17 protein-coding genes are annotated in these 18,163 nt (G+C 40.2%); 5 read left to right on the top strand and 12 right to left on the bottom strand.

Features of this window, described 5'->3' with window-relative positions; translation table 11 throughout:
* The first annotated feature begins 109 nt into the window (after positions 1 to 109).
* Positions 110 to 1,066 (top strand): methylenetetrahydrofolate reductase, encoded by a 957-nt coding sequence (locus tag MTP24_RS03605; protein ID WP_138741221.1) that lies wholly within the window; start codon positions 110 to 112, stop codon positions 1,064 to 1,066.
* Between the two features lie 85 nt (positions 1,067 to 1,151).
* On the opposite strand, the gene MTP24_RS03600 is transcribed toward MTP24_RS03605, so the two are convergent.
* The 4 genes from MTP24_RS03600 to MTP24_RS03585 form a co-directional block, all read right to left on the bottom strand.
* Entirely contained in the window at positions 1,152 to 2,885 is a 1,734-nt protein-coding gene (locus tag MTP24_RS03600) for a response regulator (RefSeq protein WP_243532816.1), read from the bottom strand.
* Positions 2,886 to 2,887: 2 nt separating this feature from the next.
* Entirely contained in the window at positions 2,888 to 3,427 is a 540-nt protein-coding gene (locus tag MTP24_RS03595; protein WP_243532814.1) for a heme NO-binding domain-containing protein, read from the bottom strand.
* A 241-nt stretch (positions 3,428 to 3,668) separates the two neighbouring features.
* Positions 3,669 to 4,916, bottom strand: a complete 1,248-nt coding sequence (locus MTP24_RS03590) for a DEAD/DEAH box helicase (RefSeq protein ID WP_243532812.1) — start codon at positions 4,914 to 4,916, stop codon at positions 3,669 to 3,671.
* 93 nt (positions 4,917 to 5,009) lie between these two features.
* On the bottom strand, positions 5,010 to 5,711 hold the full coding sequence (locus MTP24_RS03585; RefSeq protein ID WP_039036485.1) for a DUF3581 domain-containing protein: 702 nt from the start codon (positions 5,709 to 5,711) through the stop codon (positions 5,010 to 5,012).
* Positions 5,712 to 5,883: 172 nt separating this feature from the next.
* On the opposite strand from MTP24_RS03585, the gene MTP24_RS03580 reads away from it, so the two are divergent.
* A complete protein-coding gene (locus MTP24_RS03580) occupies positions 5,884 to 6,282 on the top strand; it encodes a hypothetical protein (RefSeq protein ID WP_243532811.1) in 399 nt (132 codons plus the stop codon).
* Between the two features lie 96 nt (positions 6,283 to 6,378).
* Here MTP24_RS03580 and gltX read toward each other — a convergent pair whose 3' ends face one another.
* The 4 genes from gltX to proB form a co-directional block, all read right to left on the bottom strand.
* The gene (gltX, locus tag MTP24_RS03575; RefSeq protein WP_008130406.1) at positions 6,379 to 7,863 is read right to left on the bottom strand and encodes a glutamate--tRNA ligase; all 1,485 of its coding nucleotides are present in this window, start codon (positions 7,861 to 7,863) and stop codon (positions 6,379 to 6,381) included.
* A gap of 45 nt (positions 7,864 to 7,908) precedes the next feature.
* Positions 7,909 to 8,268, bottom strand: a complete 360-nt coding sequence (locus tag MTP24_RS03570) for a glutaredoxin domain-containing protein (protein WP_138740920.1) — start codon at positions 8,266 to 8,268, stop codon at positions 7,909 to 7,911.
* 72 nt (positions 8,269 to 8,340) lie between these two features.
* Positions 8,341 to 9,300, bottom strand: a complete 960-nt coding sequence (locus tag MTP24_RS03565; RefSeq protein WP_243532809.1) for a GGDEF domain-containing protein — start codon at positions 9,298 to 9,300, stop codon at positions 8,341 to 8,343.
* Positions 9,301 to 9,402: 102 nt separating this feature from the next.
* On the bottom strand, positions 9,403 to 10,506 hold the full coding sequence (gene proB, locus MTP24_RS03560; protein ID WP_243532806.1) for a glutamate 5-kinase: 1,104 nt from the start codon (positions 10,504 to 10,506) through the stop codon (positions 9,403 to 9,405).
* Between the two features lie 117 nt (positions 10,507 to 10,623).
* On the opposite strand from proB, the gene MTP24_RS03555 reads away from it, so the two are divergent.
* Entirely contained in the window at positions 10,624 to 11,583 is a 960-nt protein-coding gene (locus tag MTP24_RS03555; RefSeq protein WP_008130411.1) for a DMT family transporter, read from the top strand.
* On the opposite strand, the gene MTP24_RS18975 is transcribed toward MTP24_RS03555, so the two are convergent.
* Genes MTP24_RS18975 through pdsO form a run of 4 tightly spaced genes read right to left on the bottom strand, consistent with a single transcriptional unit; the run spans position 11,478 to position 14,823 of the window.
* Positions 11,478 to 11,852, bottom strand: coding sequence for a sortase (locus tag MTP24_RS18975; RefSeq protein ID WP_347814588.1), 375 nt, complete (start codon positions 11,850 to 11,852; stop codon positions 11,478 to 11,480). The two genes, MTP24_RS03555 and MTP24_RS18975, sit on opposite strands and share 106 nt — an antisense overlap.
* A 52-nt stretch (positions 11,853 to 11,904) precedes the next feature.
* Complete coding sequence (locus MTP24_RS18970) at positions 11,905 to 12,072, bottom strand: hypothetical protein (RefSeq protein ID WP_347814587.1); 168 nt, start codon at positions 12,070 to 12,072, stop codon at positions 11,905 to 11,907.
* Entirely contained in the window at positions 12,069 to 14,063 is a 1,995-nt protein-coding gene (locus MTP24_RS03545) for a marine proteobacterial sortase target protein (RefSeq protein ID WP_243532803.1), read from the bottom strand. Before MTP24_RS03545 ends, MTP24_RS18970 begins: the two co-directional genes overlap by 4 nt.
* Positions 14,064 to 14,088: 25 nt before the next feature.
* A complete protein-coding gene (pdsO, locus tag MTP24_RS03540) occupies positions 14,089 to 14,823 on the bottom strand; it encodes a sortase-associated OmpA-like protein PdsO (RefSeq protein WP_243532801.1) in 735 nt (244 codons plus the stop codon).
* Positions 14,824 to 15,024: 201 nt separating this feature from the next.
* Here pdsO and pdsR point away from each other — a divergent pair, with 201 nt between their 5' ends.
* On the top strand, positions 15,025 to 15,714 hold the full coding sequence (gene pdsR / locus MTP24_RS03535) for a proteobacterial dedicated sortase system response regulator (RefSeq protein ID WP_039036477.1): 690 nt from the start codon (positions 15,025 to 15,027) through the stop codon (positions 15,712 to 15,714).
* Positions 15,714 to 17,849: a proteobacterial dedicated sortase system histidine kinase gene (gene pdsS, locus MTP24_RS03530; RefSeq protein WP_243532799.1), complete on the top strand. Its 2,136-nt coding sequence runs from the start codon at positions 15,714 to 15,716 to the stop codon at positions 17,847 to 17,849. The genes pdsR and pdsS overlap by 1 nt, the downstream gene beginning before the upstream one ends.
* Positions 17,850 to 18,163 lie beyond the last annotated feature (314 nt).

Below are 18,163 nucleotides of genomic sequence, written 5' to 3'. Positions count from 1 at the left end.
GTATGAATAATCCTCACGTTGCTTGAAAAACTTTCACTTAAAAAATCTATCTAGACGTCTAAATGGCTGCTATATTAAATCTATCAACCATTGAGCTGGAATGAGGATTATGGCTTTATCACTTCAAGAGAAAATTGAGGACACTAATCAAGGTGTTTATCTTATTGGCACAACGCCACCCAAAATAGGCACTGATAAAGCGCAGTTAAAAACCATTGCAGAAAAACTATTAGGCCGCTTACACGAAATTGAATACGACGGTGTTGTAATTTACGATATTCAAGATGAGAGTAGCCGTACTAATCAGGCTCGTCCGTTTCCATTTAAACAAACGGTTGATCCGCGTGAGTACAGTAAGTTGCTAAAAGACTTATCACGCCTAGATGTAATTACCTACAAAAGCGTAGCGCAACGCGGTGAGGCTGAATTTAAAGAGTGGCTAGATGAAACTAAAAACGAGTTTGATTTAAAAAATGTCGTTTTAGTAGGTAGCCCATCGTCGGAAGGTGATATTAAACTAAGCCTACCTGACGCTTATAAGACATTAGCTAAGCAAAGTGATGACTTCTTTTTAGGAGGCGTTACCATTGCAGAGCGACATGCAAGTAAACGTAATGAACACGAACGCTTAATAGAAAAAACAACACAAGGTTGCCAATTTTTTATATCGCAAGCGGTTTATAATGCTCAAGCTACTATTGATTTAATAACAAGTTACGCGCGTACCTGCAAGGCACAAGGCGTTACACCAAAACGTATTATACTCACGTTTACACCATGTGGCGGTGAAAAAACCCTAGAGTTTATGCAGTGGTTGGGTATTTCAGTACCAGAGGCGACCAAATGGCGCATGCTTGACGCAGACAACACCTTGAGTGAATCGGTGCGTATTTGCCGCGAAAATCTCGATTCAATTTTAAAAAGCTGTGCACACCTAGACGTGCCACTGGGTTTAAACATTGAAAGCTTAACAAACCGTAAAGAAGAAATTGACGCATCAATTAACCTATACCGTTTATTAAAAGCAACTATGGAGCTCAACCTAGCTGAGAAACAAATAGCGTAAAGTTAAACTAATTTACACCCTTCTTGGCAAGCTAATGCTTGCCTTTTTTACCTCACCAGCTTATTAAGTAAACAACTCAAAAAAATTAAATACACACCCACTTTGCTATTACTTCAAACATACTTTCAACCTTAATGGGCTTTGAAATATAGCCATTCATACCGCAGTCTTGCGCCTTTAATAAATCCGTTTCTCTTGTATTAGCAGTCATTGCAATAATGGGTAAATTTTTAAACTTTGCTTGTTTTTTTATTTCTGTGGCTGCGTTATAACCATCCATTCTAGGCATTTGGCAGTCCATTAACACACCATCGTAAGTTTTATGTTTTAGCGCATCTAATGCCTCAAGGCCATCGTTAGCAATATCAACAATTAAGCCATTTTTACGTAGTATTTGTGTAGCTACTTGTTGATTGAGCGGGTTATCTTCAACCAATAAAATATGAATACCTTGCAGTTTTTGTAGTGTGTTTTGTGTATTTAAGCTCTGTTGTGATTCTGGTTTTTTTAGTGTTTTTATATGCATAATTTGTAAAAGTACGTTATGCAAAGTACTTTTAATTATTGGTTTTATGAGTACTTTATAAGTGTTATTACCAAACCCTAGTAGGCTTTCGTTTAGCGCTTTATTTTCACAAGGCGCTATTACAATTAGCTTTTTTGCATTTAATTTAAGCTTATTGCGCAAAGACTGCGCAGCACTATCATGATTTAAATTTAAAGTTCGCCAATCTATAAATATAAAATCGTAATCATGTAGAATGCCTAGCCGGTCTAATACTTGGTTGATGTTGTTTACAGTGTCAAATTTTACTTCAAAACCTAAAAGCAGCGTTTGTAATGATGTTAACTGACTATCTGAACTCTCAATAACAAGTGCTCGCTTGGCTCTAATTTGTGATATTTCAAACTCATTTTGCTTAGTCGAATAATTGAGTGGAATAGTAAAACTAAAGCAGCTCCCCTTATTTAATTTGCTGTTTACTGTAATATCGCCCTGCATTAGTTCGACCAATGTTTTGCTTATTACCAAACCAAGCCCCGTTCCACCAAACTTTCGGGTTGTCGATACGTCAGCCTGAGTAAAAGGTTTAAATAGTGAGTCAACTTGTGCTTGGGTCATCCCAATGCCGTTATCTGAAATAGAGAAAGCAACACTGCAATAACTATCTACTTTCTGAACTAGTTTTACAGCTAATATAACCTTACCCCGTGTTGAAAATTTAAGTGCATTATTTAACAGATTTAATAGTACTTGGTTGAGTCTTAATGCATCACCAATAAAAAAGTCAGGCAGTAAGGGGTCAATATCAAACACCACTTCAATTTTTCTTTGTGATGCTAGCGTGCTAATAATATTTACAAGATTTTCTAGGAAGGTATTAAAATTGAATTCTTTTTGTTCTAGCTCTATTTTACCCGCTTCAACCTTTGAAAAGTCTAAAATATCATTAATTATTCCTAATAAAGACTCTGCCGAATAATGAATTTTTTCAACATAGTCGCGCTGTTTTTCCGAAAGCTCAGTATCTAAAGCCAAATAAGCCATGCCTATTATGGCATTCATCGGGGTGAGAATCTCATGGCTCATGTTTGCTAAAAAGTCTGATTTAGCCTCATTCGCAGCTTCTGCATCTTGTTTAGCCAGTTCAAGGTCGTGAGTTCTGTTAGCAACCTCCTGCTCCAAATTTTCAGCCGCACCTTTGAGTACCTTATTGGCTTCGTAAAGCTGTAACGATTTGGCTTCAAGTAGTTTTTCAGCTTCTTTTCGTGCCAAACGCTCTCGTTCTAATCTGCGCTGTAAAAGAGCTACATCCATATTTAACCGACCAGAGTTAAGTTAAATGTAGCAACTTGATGATCGTCACTGATATCGCTGCGTATGCTGATATTTTCCTTAAAATGCTCGGCTGCACCTTCTATTAACCCCTCAGCGAGCACTGCAAAGGGATTACTCGAATGGTAAACCATCTGCATTTGAGTATCACTTAATCGCTTGGTTTGAAAACTAGGTAACTCAACGTCGGTGTACAATTTTTCAACTTCTACATGCACGTGTCTATCTATGGTATCTAAAAAATCAAACGTGGTAGTGAGGTTTTCAAAAAACTGTGGGTAGTAAACTAAGAAGCGCGTTAACAGATATTTTCCGTACTCTTTAACCAGTACATCTACTGGAATATCGGCAATGTTGCTCAACGAAGTCACTAATTTTAAAAGCTCTTGCTTGTTATAGTTACCAACGCTGGTGTAAATCCCATTGGAATCCAGTTCGTTTTGTTCAATAATTTGATCGGCAACGGCAGGTGAAAATGTGCTTTCGACCATTTCTAAAAATTCAGTAAAAATAATACCTTTCATCGCTCTACCAATCTATTAGTCGTAGATTAAGTATAGATTTAAACTGTAATAATGCACATTTGTAAGAAGAAAAAACACTTACAAAGTATTGCGATTTAAAGGGGGGATTATTTATTTTGCCGCTTTATGTAAAAGTGACCATTAAAATAAGCGCAGCTGATGTGTATAAAATTGCTAAATACTATTTAAAAACTAATTTTTATCACTAAATGGGGCATTAACTGCCCCATGCTATTGGCTATTATTTTCGTCGTCTGCTTGGTGCCCTTTTACCTGTAATACGCTTTTTGTCACGATCTTTACGCGCTTTATTGGTGTTTTTTCGGTTATCTTTAGGGGCTTTGTTTAAGTCAGGCTCATAACCTTCTAACCATTGTGGTGCTAAACGCGTATCAAGCAATACTTCAATTTCTTCAAGTAACCATTGCTCGTCAATACTTACAAGCGACATTGCAAGGCCTTGCTCGCCTGCGCGACCCGTACGGCCTATGCGGTGGACATAATCTTCAGCTATATATGGCAATTCAAAGTTAATTACGTATTTAAGCGCCGGAATATCTAAACCACGGGCAGCTACATCGGTGGCAACTAATACGCGAGTAGTACCTTCTTTAAAGTTTTGTAGTGCACGGTCTCGCGCGCCTTGCGATTTATCGCCATGAATGGATTCTGTTTTTAAACCGTCTTTACACATTTCTTTGGCAAGCTTATCGGCCATTTGTTTGGTGCGCGTAAATATAAGTACTTGGCGCCAATTTTTCATGCCGATCATATGCGATACAAGTTCGCGCTTACGGTCTTCATCAACTGCGTAAATAATTTGCTCTACTTCAACGGCGGCTGAGTTACGTTTATCAACTTCAATCAGCTCGGGGTTTTTAAGTAGTTTTTTACTTAGCTCAAACACGCTGTCATCGAATGTGGCTGAGAACAATAAGGTTTGGCGATCGCCCGGAATATGGCGCAAAATACGTTTTATTTCATCAATAAAGCCCATGTCGAGCATGCGGTCGGCTTCATCAAATACTAATGAATCAACACTAGAAAGCACCACACTGCCTTTAACTATATGATCGAGCAAACGACCTGGTGTTGCCACTATCACTTGCGCCGTTTTAAGTGCTTTAATTTGCGGGCCAATACTTGCGCCGCCATACGCTAAAGCACCCTGAACATTACTGCCTTGAGCGTATTTTTCAAAGCTTGCAAACACTTGCTGAGCAAGCTCACGCGTAGGCGTTAAAATGACCACTCGAGCAATGCCTGGCTCATCTTTTTTAGGTGTATTTAAAAGCTTATGTAGTAGTGGCAATACAAAGGCTGCTGTTTTACCTGTGCCAGTTTGTGCGCTGCCCATTACATCGTTGCCCGCGAGAATTGGCGGAATAGTTTTAATCTGAATTGCGGTAGGCTGAGTGTAATTATTTTGCTCAATCGCTGTTAATAATAACGGGTCGAGATTAAGTGATGAAAATGATGTAGCAGACATAGGCTTAGCTTTAAAATAACAAAGAGCGCCATTATACCTGAGCTTTAGCAATAAAAAAGGCGCTATCAATAGCGCCTCATTTAAATGCTGATTTTAAACTGGTTTTAAGGTCGCTTTCCGCTCATTATAAAATGCGATTAAGTCATCAACCGTTGCTTGGCAGTATTCACGAATACCCGACACCACCATGTGCTTTTCACCAAAACCAACTTTTTCGCCGTTTTCTAATAGGTTAAAGCGCAGGGTAATTTTGCCGCGCTTACCTGTATATTCAAAGCTTGGCTCTGCAAATTCAAGCGTTGGTGCTTTAATCTCAATGTTATCAAGATTAATAATCATTGATTCGTAAATAACCATAGGGCGCGCTGGGTTAATCATTACCTCTTGCTTGCCCATTAACGGAATAATGACATGCGGGAAAGCTGCACCAGAAAACTCAACATAGTTTTTTATTAAGCTATTAGTAAGTGTTGGGCATTTGCTGGTTTTACCTTCGCGTTTTACCTTTAAAATTACCTTATCGCCGTTGGTTACATCAAACTCATCATCCCCTTGTGGAAAGTTAAGTTTGGTATTTTCGTCAACCATGCCAGCAAAGGTAAATTCCATTCGCTCACTTATACCGTAGCGGTCTAACACTAAAGAAAAAAGTAAGTCTCCTGGCGCGCAAAACTTTTTGGCATCTTTATCATGAAGTGGATTGTAATCATCTGCAACGCACTTTGCGAAACGACACCCTTGCTCACGAGAGATAGAAACATAATCAGCGTGCTGCTGAAAGTAAGGACTTAACATAGTTTGTTCACTGCTTAAACTGCTTATAACTTACCCATACTACCAGAAAAAATTTAAAGAGAGGTCGAATCACTTACAAAATGATACAACTTACTTTTGCTTTTGCTTTGCTTGCTTTTGTTTTTATTGATAATTTGTTCTTAAGCCAACAATAAATAAGGGATTAATCATTATGCTGCGTATTTTTGCTGTAACCTGTGTGCTAACTGCACTAACTGGGTGTTCTGGCGTTACTTACCATACCAATATAAACAACGATGTTTTAGGTGATGAAATTGGTACTTATGTAAATAAAAGAGATTTGCATCAATTTTATAGTGACCAACAAGCCCATGAAAGCGGTGCTTCATTATTAGGCCGAATTAAAGGCGAGAGCTGTAATGGAGATGGCCGTGGTGAAAACAATAACGTTAGTTACAATCGCGCCAAATCAAGTGCCATTGATTCACTTAAAGTGGATGCAATGCGCAGAGGCGGTAATGCCTTTACTATTAATTCTTGTAGAGAAACTCCTCAATCTTATTGCGACATTTCGGTTACTTGTACTGGTCAAGCTTACGACTTGAAATAAATGCAGTAATACCAGAACTAATTAACACTGGCTCCCTAAAACAAAAAAGCCGAGCTTATTTAATAAGCTCGGCTTTTTAAAAAGTATGACTAAAGATTATGCGCTTGGGTATGTGCGGTAAGCACGCTCAATATTTTTAGCCTGCTTTTTAGAAATACCTAAATGAGCAAGTGCTACACGTAAACGCGCACGTGATAGGTCAGAGCCTAAAATTTCCATTGCATCAAGTACCGACGTCGATGACGTTTTACCTGTGATTGCTACAAATATTGGCTCTAAAAAGTCTTTAATTTTAAGCTCATGGAATGTGGCAACCTCTTTTGCAATGGCAAAAATAGCTGGCTTATCAAAACTACGTAAGCCTTCTAATTGCCATACAAAAAATTGTAGTGCTTGGCGTATTACATTTTCGTCGGCTTTGCCCGCCGTTAACAGCGCTGGGTCGTAAGTTGGAATACCACCTACAAAATGACCTGCTAAATCAACCATATCCGACAACGTATTAATACGCGTTTTAGCTTCTGGTAATACTTTAGCTAGCATTTCGCCGTTAAACTTCCAATCAACAAAGCGCTGCACAAGCTCTTCGTCAGTCAAGTTTTCGCGGATCCACGTCCCGTTCAACCAGCTTAACTTATCTACGTCAAATACTGGGCCACCAAGCGATACACGCTTCATGTCAAAGTGTTCAATCATTTCATCAAGTGTGAACTTTTCACGCTCGTCTGGCATTGACCAGCCCATGCGGCCTAAGTAGTTAAGTACCGCTTCTGGTAGGTAACCCATTTCTTTGTAGTAATTGATACTTGTAGGGTTTTTACGCTTAGAAAGCTTTGACTTATCTGGGTTACGTAATAGTGGCAGGTGCCCAAGTACTGGCGCTTCCCAACCAAAATCTTCGTAAAGCTTTAATAGTTTAGGTGCTGAGTTAATCCACTCTTCACCACGGAAAATATGGCTAATTTGCATGTGGTGATCGTCTACCACATTTGCTAAGAAATACGTTGGGAAGCCATCGGCTTTTAATAGCACTTGCATGTCTACGTTTTCCCACGGGATCTCAATTTCGTCGCGTAGGTAGTCGTTAAACTTGAAGGTGCCTTCACTTGGAATTTTCATACGGATAACGTAAGGCTTTCCTGCAGCTAGGTTAGCTTTAATTTCGTCTTCTGTGTGGTTTAAACCACGACCGTCGTATTTAGGACGCAGACCTTCAGCCATTTGCTCTTCGCGCATTTGGTCAAGCTCTTCGCTTGTTGCAAAACAGTAAAATGCTTTGCCTTGCTCAACAAGTTGGTGTGCGTATTTTTTATATAAATCGCTACGTTCAGACTGACGGTACGGGCCAAATTCACCGCCTACATCAGGGCCATGATCCCACTCAAGACCTAACCAACGTAGGCTATCCATTATCGCTTGTTCCGACTCAGGTGTGCTTCGTACTTGGTCTGTATCTTCGATACGAAGAACAAATTCGCCGCCTTGCTGCTTAGCAAAACAGTAGTTAAATAATGCAATATAAGCGGTGCCAAGATGCGGGTCACCAGTAGGTGACGGGGCAACACGAGTACGGATTGTCATGATAATGTCTCTTTAAATAAGTGAGATAAAAATTAAATGAATCGTTTAAGCAGCTACTTTATTTAAGTACGCAATAATATCGTTAGATTCGTAAAGCCATTGAGTTTGGCCATTTTGCTCTATACGTAAACAAGGCACTTTAATTTTGCCACCTTGTTCTAGTAGCTCTTGGCGATATTGCTCATTGTTTTTTGCATCGCGTGTTTCTATGTTTAAGCCTTCGCGCTTAATAGCACGGCGTACTTTCACACAAAACGGGCATGCTTTAAATTGGTAAAGTTTAAAATGAGAGGTTTGCAGATCAAGCTTGGCTTGCTCTTCGCTTGCACGCTTTTTACTACGAGGAGTAAATATAAAATTAAAGAATAAAATTATACAACCTAAAAACCAACGAACGAATTTCATGCTTAATACTCTGACTACAACAATTTAAGGAGCCAGATTTTAGCACAATTTTACAATCAAAAAAGCTCAATACTATTGAGAAATCCTGACTTCTTTACTGACCGTAAGTTCGTGACATGATGTCACCTTATTCCGTCCTGTTTTTTTTGAGTGATATAACGCCATATCGGCTTGGTTTACTATGCTTGAAACGGTGTCAGCGCTCTGCAGCTCTAAAAAGCCAATGCTAATTGTTAACTGCTGTATGTGCTCAAAATCATGACTGGCTACTCGCTGTCGTAAACGAGTGAGTGCATTAAGTGCATCCGTATTTGTTTGCGACTGAAACACTATTGCAAACTCTTCCCCTCCGTATCTAAAAGCATAATCCTCAATTCTAAAATTATTTTTTATGAGTTTAGCAACTTGTGCAATTACACCGTCGCCAACTACATGGCCAAATGTATCGTTAACATTTTTAAATAAATCAATGTCAACAATGGCTAAATACCAACAGCGTTTTTTATGTGCTTGCTCTCGGGGTAATAAAAAACCATTACCGGTGACTATTTCCATTACTTTTTTGTCAAAGGTTTGCCGATTTAAAAGCCCCGTTAAAGGATCAAGCCGCGACTTATGCAAAATCCATAATTGATTCGCATACACATTTAAAATGTACATCGCTAATGCACTTATTCTATCGGTTATTAACTGCTTGGTTTTAATTATTAAAACACCCAGAATGGTATCGCTATGATTAACCGGGATGTATGTTGTTACATCATCAGTCGTATGAATAACCCTTGTTTTACTAGGTGTTGCTTTATTAAGTATTAATTGGGCTTGATTGGGCTCTAGGTATGTTAAGTTGCTGTGTGTGTTTATCAGTATTGGTGGGGCTTGCAAGGTAACGTGCTTGTTTATGTAAATCGCAAAATTATCGACGCTTAGTAAGTCACCTAGCACGTCTATTAAAGCCGAATCTAAATGGCTTTCGTCTTCCTGACAAGTGAGTTCGACTACCCACTCGTGGCCACATGAATTGGCTTGCATTGCTACACCCAATTTGAATAATTTTTAACCAGTATAAACATGTTCTATAACTTTACTAAATAATTAGACAGTTAATTAAAATACATGCTTTTTAGCTAAGCATTAAAGTAGTACCAAATCATCCCTATGCAATACTTCTGCCCCAGCGTCATAACTAAGTAACTGTGCAATATTTTTTGAATGTGCGCCTTTAATTTTATTAACCTCCGAGCGACTAAAGCGGGTTAAACCACGCGCAATTACTTGGTTATTTGTATCAATCAAATCTATTAAATCACCACGCTCAAAATCCCCAAAGGCACAAGTGACTCCTTTGGCCAATAAACTTGCCCCATTATTTTGCAGCGCACGAATAGCGCCTGCGTCTATTGCTATTTGCCCATTACTTTTAGGCCCGGCTAATAACCATTTTTTGCGACCATCTTTAGGCGCTGTCAACTTTAAAAAGCGAGTACCCGGTAATTGCTCGCTCATGCATTTTAAAATAACGTTGCTGCCAGCGCCTTTGGCAATAATAACTTCAACGCCTGCACGCCTTGCTATATCAGCCGCTTGCAGCTTTGTTGCCATACCGCCAGTGCCTAAGTTAGTACCACTGCCACCAGCAAGTTGACGCAGTTCATCGTTTATGTGAGTTACTTCGTCAATAAGCTTTGCATCGGCATTGGTGCGCGGATCGCTGGTAAACAAGCCGTCTTGATCGGTAAGTAATAGTAATTTGTCTGCATTAGCTAATATAGCCACCAAGGCCGATAGGTTATCATTATCACCCACTTTTATTTCGCTTGTCGCCACCGCATCGTTTTCATTTATAATAGGCACCACGTTGTAACTAAGTAAGGCCGTTAATGTATCGCGTGCGTTTAAGTAGCGCTCTCTGTCATCAACATCAGCGCGTGTTAGCAGCATTTGCCCTACGTTTACACCATACAAGGCAAACAAACTTTGCCATATATGAATAAGTTGGCCCTGCCCAATGGCGGCTAACATTTGTTTATCCGCTAAGCTCGTACCACAGGATTTTAATAGTTGCTCACGGCCTGCAGCTACGGCGCCGCTCGATACCATAACAACCTGATGCCCCTGCTTTTTAAGCTCGCAGCATTGGCGAACTAACTCAACCATATGAGCTTTATCTAGTTTATCGGTGCCACCAGTTAGTACGCTTGTACCTAACTTTATAACTATTATCTGTTCCCTTTGCATTATTTTTAGCTATTAAAATTTTATTATGATTTAACTTATACCAGCTCGGTATTTTTGAACAAGTTAAAAATATTCATGCTAGGATCGCGCTATATTTTATTGTTTAAATTACGTCTTATGCCTGCCAGTTTATGTTTAATTATTGCCACTTTTTTATGGGGCAGTTCGTTTATAGCGCTTAAATACGCCATTGCCATTTACGATCCAGCGTTAGTGATATTTTTACGTATGCTTACTACGCTCGTTATTTCATTGTGTTTATGGCGTTATGTTATTCGCTTTGAATATCAAAAAGGTGATTGGAAGTATTTAGTGGGCATGTCGCTTGCTGAGCCTTGCTTGTACTTTTTATTTGAAGGGCACGCAATGGAATATACATCGGCATCTCAGGCGGGTGTTATTGTGTCATGCTTGCCAATAATAGTGGCGTTTTTAGCATTTTTTATGCTCAAAGAATACATAAGTAAAGCCATTGTAGTGGGCTTTACGCTATGTATTGGCGGCAGTATTTTACTTACGCTGCTCTCACCAAGTTCAGAACAAGCGCCTAATCCTATATTGGGTAACTTTTTAGAGTTAATGGCTATGGTGTGCGCTGCATTTTATACTGTTAGTATTAAGCACTTAGCAAACCGGTATTCACCACTGACTTTAATTGCATTACAAGGTATTAGCGGGAGTTTGTTTTTTGCCCCCTTTTTATTTTTTATTGACCTACCCAGCGAAAATCAACACGACCTAACGGCACTTATGAGTATTTTATATTTAGGCTCTTGTGTTACTTTAGGCGGCTACGGTATGTACAACTATGCAATTAGCAAGGTATCGGTGCTTACTGCAGCGGCGTATTCAAATTTAATTCCTATTTTTACACTTATTTTATCGGCCATTATTTTGGGAGAAGTACTTACACTTTGGCAGTGGCTTAGTATTTTTGTGGTATTTATTGGCGTTATGGTTAGTCAGCGCCATCAAGAGCTTGTTGTTGATATACCACTTAGTGAATCTGGTGAAGATATTTCTGCCGATACCAATAACCTCAAATCGGTGCCCGATGCTAATGCATCAAAGGGATAACAGGTAAGTAAATAAAGCCCCGGTGTGCGTAAAAAGTCATGCTGCGATTGATGAATTATATCAACCGCCGTGACTTTATACTGCTGTAACTCCCCGCTTTGTAACTGCATAGTAAACTGCTCCCCTACTTTGGCGTGCTGTAAAAACGCAAAGTGGGTGTCGTTATGACCTGCTATTAGCGCTCCCTTTTGGCGATTGCCCAATTCCCCCGCGGGCAAAAAATGGCTTGGTGCAAATGCTAAATTTCGACCACTCGCACCACCAAGCACACTTAACGTTTTATTATGCGATGGAAAGTGAAGCTGCGCGGTTACAAAACTGTCAGCAAAAAAACCACGGTTTTACTTTTTTACCCGGCTCTGCAAGAGCTTGCTGCCACGCATGCTCAATAAGCACTTGTGCAAGCCATGCCTTTGCTTGCATATACAAACCGTGGCCAAACAAGCTGAGCCCAGCAATTAATAGCCCTGCACTTAACCACTTTTTCATGTTTTAACGCGTCTTTTTAATTTAAGAGCACCAAACGTTATAAGTAACATACTACCCAACATTATATGCAGCCTACTTTGACCATCGGTTTGCGGCAAACGCATTTCCATTCCTTGCGGCACTTCGTTAGCGGCTTGCGCTGTTTGATCTGCAACGTCTTTAATTTGAGTATGTTCAATGGCAATAAACGCAGTAAATGGACTTAAAAGCTGATGCGTTAAAGCTAATTTTTGCACCTCGTCTTTAACACTACTTTGCTCGTTATATAAAAGTAGTGACTTAATTTTTTGACGCGCCCACAATTTTGCTATGCCTTTGGCTTGAGAGCTATTTTGTGTGCTTAATTTAATACTTAAAGGCCCTTGTGCTGTTTGCCCTGTCAGTATCACACTTTTAGCATCATTAAGTTTTATAGCAACCATAACTGGTTCGCCAAAATATAAATCAGGCAGTGGTGACGGCCAAAAATCTAAGCTGTTACCGTTTTCATCGCTTAAAGCGAGGTCTGTAATGGCTGGGTGGGCGAGCTTATCAAATAACTGCTCCATTTTAGGCTGTACTTCTTGTGTGCTGCCAATAAAAGTAAATGTGCCTTTTCCTATATCGGCTGCACGGCGCATAAAAAAGCTATTAGGAGCACTACCAATTCCTACCGTAAATAAACGGCTATCACCTAATTTAGCCTGAATATTTTTAAATAAAGTAGCTTCGTTACTTACACTGCCGTCGGTTAAAAACACCACTTGGCGTACAAAGCCATCAAACGTACTGCCATCAAGTACCGCATCAAGCGCGCCTTGTATTTCGGTGCCACCATCGGCTTCAAGGCTGTAAATAAAACGCTCTGCTCGGCGTAAGTTAAAATCACTGGCTATAAGAGGCCTATCACTCATGGTGGTGACATTATTATCAAAACCAATAATGTTAAAACTGTCGTCGCTTTCAAGTAACGACAGCGCATAAAATAATGCCTTTTTGGCCTGCTCAATAGACTGCCCATGCATTGAGCCCGATGTATCTACTACAAATACCATTTCTCGGGGTAAGCGCTGAGTTTGCGTAAAATGATCCCCTGGCGGCATTAACATAGCAAGGCCATAGCGGTCTGCATTTTCAAACTGCTGGGTAAAAAAGGCTGCTTGCGCGTTTTCTTTTTGAAGCGGCTTAAACGCTAAAATAAAGTCACGATTAGCCCCATTTGTATCGTTCAGTGCTATTTTATATTGCCCAAACGCGGGATTATTAACATTAATACGGTGATGTTTAGAGGTTATATCAACAAGCTCTAATCCCACATCTATGTCTATGTTTAAAGTAAACTCACTGCTAGGTGCATCATTATTTTTTTGAACGTTATATACCGGGCTTAGCCAACCACTGGGCCCTAAGTTTTGATCCATAAGGCTTGAACTAGGCTGTTCTAATGTGCCATTTATTGCATGGTAGCGCGGCGTAATTGTGGTAGGGAAACGAATGGTAAAAGTGCCACTGCGGTAATTAATAATTTCTTGATACTCAAGCTCAATAGCCACCTGTTCACCAGGACCAATATTTGCCACATTAGTGACAAACATATTTGCCCGTTGTTGACGCACCAATGCAGCCTGCTTTCCTGCCTTTTGAGCTTGTGCGTATTTTTTTTCGGCCTCAATTTTTTTATCAATATGCCCTTTAATAACACGCTCACCAATACGCATTGTCATGGCGTGCACTGCACTTTCGTCGGGTAGTGGAAACACATAACGTGCATTCACCGCAAATGGGTTTTCGTTTTGATAAGTTTGCTTAACGACAACATGGTTAATTAACCCTGTTACTGTCATATGAGCGTCGCTTTTTAATATTATGGCAGGGCTAACGGGCTTACCTAAGGTATCGGTTAGTTCAAGCTTTGGCGATTGCGCATAGCTGCTATTACTTGCTAATAGCGCTATTGCCGTGAATATAAAAATGCTTGCCTTAACAAGCATTTTGGTTGGGTTACTCAACATAAAATCACTCCATCGAATGCTAAAATTAATTACTCGCCGTTTGGCCATTTACAGGCGCTAGTGAACGGGTAGTCAGCGTTACTCGACGGTCAAAAAAGTTATCTTCTATTGTATTGCTATTTGCCAATGTGTGCTGCTCACCAAAGGCTTGTGTACTTAAACGTTTGTGGCTAACACCGTGTTTTATTAAATAACTTTGCACTGCATTGACACGCTTTTTAGAGAGCAGAAGGTTGGCTTGCTCATCGCCTCGTTGGTCGGCAAAGCCACTTAAATCAAGCGCTAATTGAGGTTGGTTGTTTAAAAGTACAACTAACTGGTCGAGCTGTTTAGCAAAGTGAGGCGCTATGGTGCTTGAACCCGTTTTAAATTGAACGGTCATCGCAAGCAGGTTATTAATTTGAGATTGTGTTAACTGCTCGTTTTGCTGTGCAAGCACGTCTAATTGCTGCTCTAACAGATTGTTATGATTAAGTACGTGTTGATAGTCGTTGGTTTTTTGTTTCATTACTGCCAAGGCGCGTTGTTGTTCATCAAGTTTGTTGTCGGCGACTTTTGCATCACCAATTAAGCCACCAGCAAATGCGCCTATAAACGCGCCGATTGGTCCACCAACCACACCACCAATAATAGCGCCTGTACCTAAACCTATTGCGGTTTCTTGAGTTGCTTCTTTTGAGGGCGAATGTTCAGATGCCGATGAAAATGTCGGAGTAGAAAAACCAGCAACAAGCGTTAGCGCGATTAATGTCTTCTTCATAATATGATCCTTAAAATTGATTTAACTTTGTGATGTTTTGTTTCGATAGGTGCATTAAAACAACACCAAGTGGCAACAAAGGGGAGCAAAAATGGCAAACCGCTGAGCAATTGTGGCAAAAAAATGGCAATTGCCTTTTTAACCGTACATAGCTGAAAAACTTCGATATAGTGCGTTTTAAAATAAATAAGGGTGTGTAGAATGAAAAAAATAGCCATCATTGAAGATGAAACCGCCATTCGCGAAAACTACATGGAAATGTTAGGCGCACAAGGCTACCAAGTGAGTGGTTACAGCGACCGCATAACGGCAGAAAGTGCATTTAAAGACGCACTCCCCGATTTAGCCATCGTTGATATAGGCCTTGGCCACGAAATTGATGGCGGCTTTTTACTATGCCAAACCCTGCGTACCTTATCTAAAACGCTCCCTATTATTTTTTTAACCGCACGCGATAGCGAAATAGATACGGTTTGCGGCTTACGTATGGGCGCTGACGACTACTTAACAAAAGACATTAGCTTGGCACACTTAGCAGCACGGATAGGCGCATTATTTCGTAGAATGGAAGCCCTTGAACATCCCGCCGATGCCAATGCACTTATAACACGCGGACAGTTAACGCTCGACACACAACGCATGCAAGTATTTTGGCAACAGCAATTAGTGGATTTAACCGTGACCGAATTTTGGATGCTGCATTCACTGGCGCAGCGCCCAGGCCATGTAAAAAGTCGTAACGATTTAATGAGCGATGCAAAAATTTATGTGGACGACAGCACCATCACCTCTCATGTAAAACGCATTCGTAAAAAGTTTATCGCCCTTGACTCACAATTTGATTGTATCGATACCGTGTATGGTATGGGTTATAGGTGGGAGCAGCATTAATGCTTAGATTTGGCCTACGTAGTAAGTTTATTGTGCTTTCTTGTTTTTTATTTTTACTGCCGTGGCTAGGCTACGAGTACGTATGGGAAATGGAAAAGTTTTTACGCCAAGGCCAAGAAAAAACACTCGTAGGCACAACGCGTGCACTTGCCACTGCTCTGCACGAACGCCCTGCCTTATTTGACGAGCAAACCAACTTTTTAGACCAAGTAATAAAAGGCCGCGATTTATACGCCTATAACTTAAAAAACCCTATTCAGCTCGACGGCAAACTAACCGACTGGGAACCCTACAAACCGTTATTTTGGCATTACGATAAACGCTATTTACAAAAAACTAATAAAGATCACCAAGCCAGCGATTTATCGTTCGACCACATGGTAGGTAAATTTGATAACTACTTATATGCCGTTTTTAATGTTACCGACAACACACTTATTTATCGTGCTAAAAACAGCTTAAGCATTACTAATAACGACCATTTAAAAATTGGTTTAAAAGCCCCTGATGGCCAATTTAATACCTATATCATCGCCCCAAGGCAAGACGGCTGGGTTAATGCATTTAATGCAGACACCAAAGCACCATTTACAAAAATTCAGGGCTATTTTAAACGCACCCAAACAGGCTACACCGTTGAACTACGCTTTCCGTTAGCCATGCTAGGAAACAAACTGGGTTTTGCTATTGTAGATACAGATAGCTTACACGAGTTACCTAACGCGAACGTTATGTCGACCTCTAATTTAAATAACCCAAGCGATTTAGGCTCAGTGCTTGTGCCTTCACCAGAAATTAGCCGCATTTTAAAAGGAATGGGCCACAGTGGCAGCCGCATATGGGTTGTAGACAATCATCACCGCGTACTTGCGCAATCGGGCACGATTCAAAACGCTGATGGAGTATGGGCCGATGGTCTTAAAAATCAGCCACCAAAAAATGCCTGGCAACGCTTTGAGCAAACCTATTTGCACCCACTTTATTATAAAATTTTAACCCGACCTGAAAACGAATTTATAGATACCCTACACGATGTAGCATCTATGCAAGGCAGTCATTTAGCTAATGCATTAAAAGGCCAACCTGCATCGTCTTGGCGGCTCACCCCCGATAGCAAAGCCGTTATTTTATCTGCCGCCTACCCTATTTGGATTGAAGACAAAGTCATTGGTGCAGTAATAGCTGAAGAAACGACAAATGGTGTGCGTACGCTTCGTAATAAATCGCTCGAAAAGTTATTTAACGTTATTTTAGCCGTTATGCTGATTGGTACCGTGACTCTATTCTTTTTTGCATCACGAATATCGAGCCGTATTAGGCGCCTTCGCGATACCGCAGAGCAAGCAATAGATGCACAAGGGCGTGTTACTGGCAGTATTAGTTACAGTGATTCTAATGATGAAATTGGCGACCTGTCGCGTAGCTTTGCTAATATTGTGAGCCGATTGGGCGGCTATACCGACTATTTAGAAAACATGTCGTCGCGTTTATCTCACGAACTACGCACGCCTGTTGCCGTGGTGCGATCATCCCTTGAAAACTTACAAAGTTTGGAACAAACCGAACTTAGCCAAAAATACCTCGATCGCGCCAGTGAAGGCGTAGAGCGCCTAGGTAAAATAATTACCACCATGAGTGAGGCTACTCGCCTTGAGCAAAGTATTCAAAGTAACGAGCCTGAGCCTTTTGATTTACAAAAAGTAATAAATGGTTGCATGCAAGGCTATCAGCTTACTTACCCAAACCAGTTATTTACGCTTGATGTATGCCAAAACAAATTACCTATGCAAGGCGCACCTGAGTTTATAGCGCAGCTGCTTGATAAGCTCATTAATAACGCACTAGAGTTTAGCCAAGCTAATACCGCGATTAACGTAACGTTACAAACCAAAGATACACAAGCAATTCTTAGCGTAAGTAACACAGGCCCATTATTACCCGAAGGGTTAAGCGAGCACATATTTGATTCTATGGTGTCTGTGCGCAGCCAGCACATGCAGCAACAACCGCATTTAGGCTTGGGGCTTTATATTGTAAGGCTGGTGTGCGATTACCATAAAGGCAGTGTAACTGCGCAAAATAATACACAAAATAATGGGGTCACTTTTACAGTGAGTTTGCCATTAGCAAATTAGTTGAATGAGCTTTTAATATTGATTAGTTTTAGCCTAGCCTAGCGGGGAAACTTGTAAGACTTAATTAAACCAAGGAGCTTAATACCTGCTGATTACAAACCATTAGAAAAACGGCGATTAAAGTATAAAGTAGTGGGTAAACGGGCATCAAAACGTAAACGTTATTTTACTGAGATTTAATACTAGTGCTAGTTGCTAACTTTTAAAGTTAAGTAAATATAACCAATGTATAAAATGACAAACACATACCCTACAGATATCAAACTATTAATGCCCCATACACCGTACCAAAACTTACCATAAAAATAAGTGTT

The sequence above is a fragment of the Pseudoalteromonas sp. APM04 genome (genome assembly GCF_022809815.1).
GTDB lineage: Bacteria > Pseudomonadota > Gammaproteobacteria > Enterobacterales > Alteromonadaceae > Pseudoalteromonas > Pseudoalteromonas marina.
The sequence above is the reverse complement of the archived record's forward strand: the minus strand, read 5'-3'. Positions and strand labels throughout refer to the sequence as shown.

Excerpts from the sequence above, each read along its gene's own strand:
- gltX (WP_008130406.1), bottom strand. The coding sequence starts at position 7,863 with ATGACAATCCGTACTCGTGTTGCCCCGTCACCTACTGGTGACCCGCAT.
- MTP24_RS03585 (WP_039036485.1), bottom strand. The coding sequence starts at position 5,711 with ATGTTAAGTCCTTACTTTCAGCAGCACGCTGATTATGTTTCTATCTCT.
- MTP24_RS03565 (WP_243532809.1), bottom strand. The coding sequence starts at position 9,300 with ATGCAAGCCAATTCATGTGGCCACGAGTGGGTAGTCGAACTCACTTGT.
- pdsS (WP_243532799.1), top strand. The coding sequence starts at position 15,714 with ATGCTTAGATTTGGCCTACGTAGTAAGTTTATTGTGCTTTCTTGTTTT.
- MTP24_RS03570 (WP_138740920.1), bottom strand. The coding sequence starts at position 8,268 with ATGAAATTCGTTCGTTGGTTTTTAGGTTGTATAATTTTATTCTTTAAT.
- proB (WP_243532806.1), bottom strand. The coding sequence starts at position 10,506 with ATGCAAAGGGAACAGATAATAGTTATAAAGTTAGGTACAAGCGTACTA.
- MTP24_RS18970 (WP_347814587.1), bottom strand. The coding sequence starts at position 12,072 with ATGAAAAAGTGGTTAAGTGCAGGGCTATTAATTGCTGGGCTCAGCTTG.
- MTP24_RS03580 (WP_243532811.1), top strand. The coding sequence starts at position 5,884 with ATGCTGCGTATTTTTGCTGTAACCTGTGTGCTAACTGCACTAACTGGG.
- MTP24_RS03605 (WP_138741221.1), top strand. The coding sequence starts at position 110 with ATGGCTTTATCACTTCAAGAGAAAATTGAGGACACTAATCAAGGTGTT.
- MTP24_RS03545 (WP_243532803.1), bottom strand. The coding sequence starts at position 14,063 with ATGTTGAGTAACCCAACCAAAATGCTTGTTAAGGCAAGCATTTTTATA.
- pdsR (WP_039036477.1), top strand. The coding sequence starts at position 15,025 with ATGAAAAAAATAGCCATCATTGAAGATGAAACCGCCATTCGCGAAAAC.
- pdsO (WP_243532801.1), bottom strand. The coding sequence starts at position 14,823 with ATGAAGAAGACATTAATCGCGCTAACGCTTGTTGCTGGTTTTTCTACT.
- MTP24_RS03555 (WP_008130411.1), top strand. The coding sequence starts at position 10,624 with ATGCCTGCCAGTTTATGTTTAATTATTGCCACTTTTTTATGGGGCAGT.
- MTP24_RS03595 (WP_243532814.1), bottom strand. The coding sequence starts at position 3,427 with ATGAAAGGTATTATTTTTACTGAATTTTTAGAAATGGTCGAAAGCACA.
- MTP24_RS03600 (WP_243532816.1), bottom strand. The coding sequence starts at position 2,885 with ATGGATGTAGCTCTTTTACAGCGCAGATTAGAACGAGAGCGTTTGGCA.
- MTP24_RS03590 (WP_243532812.1), bottom strand. The coding sequence starts at position 4,916 with ATGTCTGCTACATCATTTTCATCACTTAATCTCGACCCGTTATTATTA.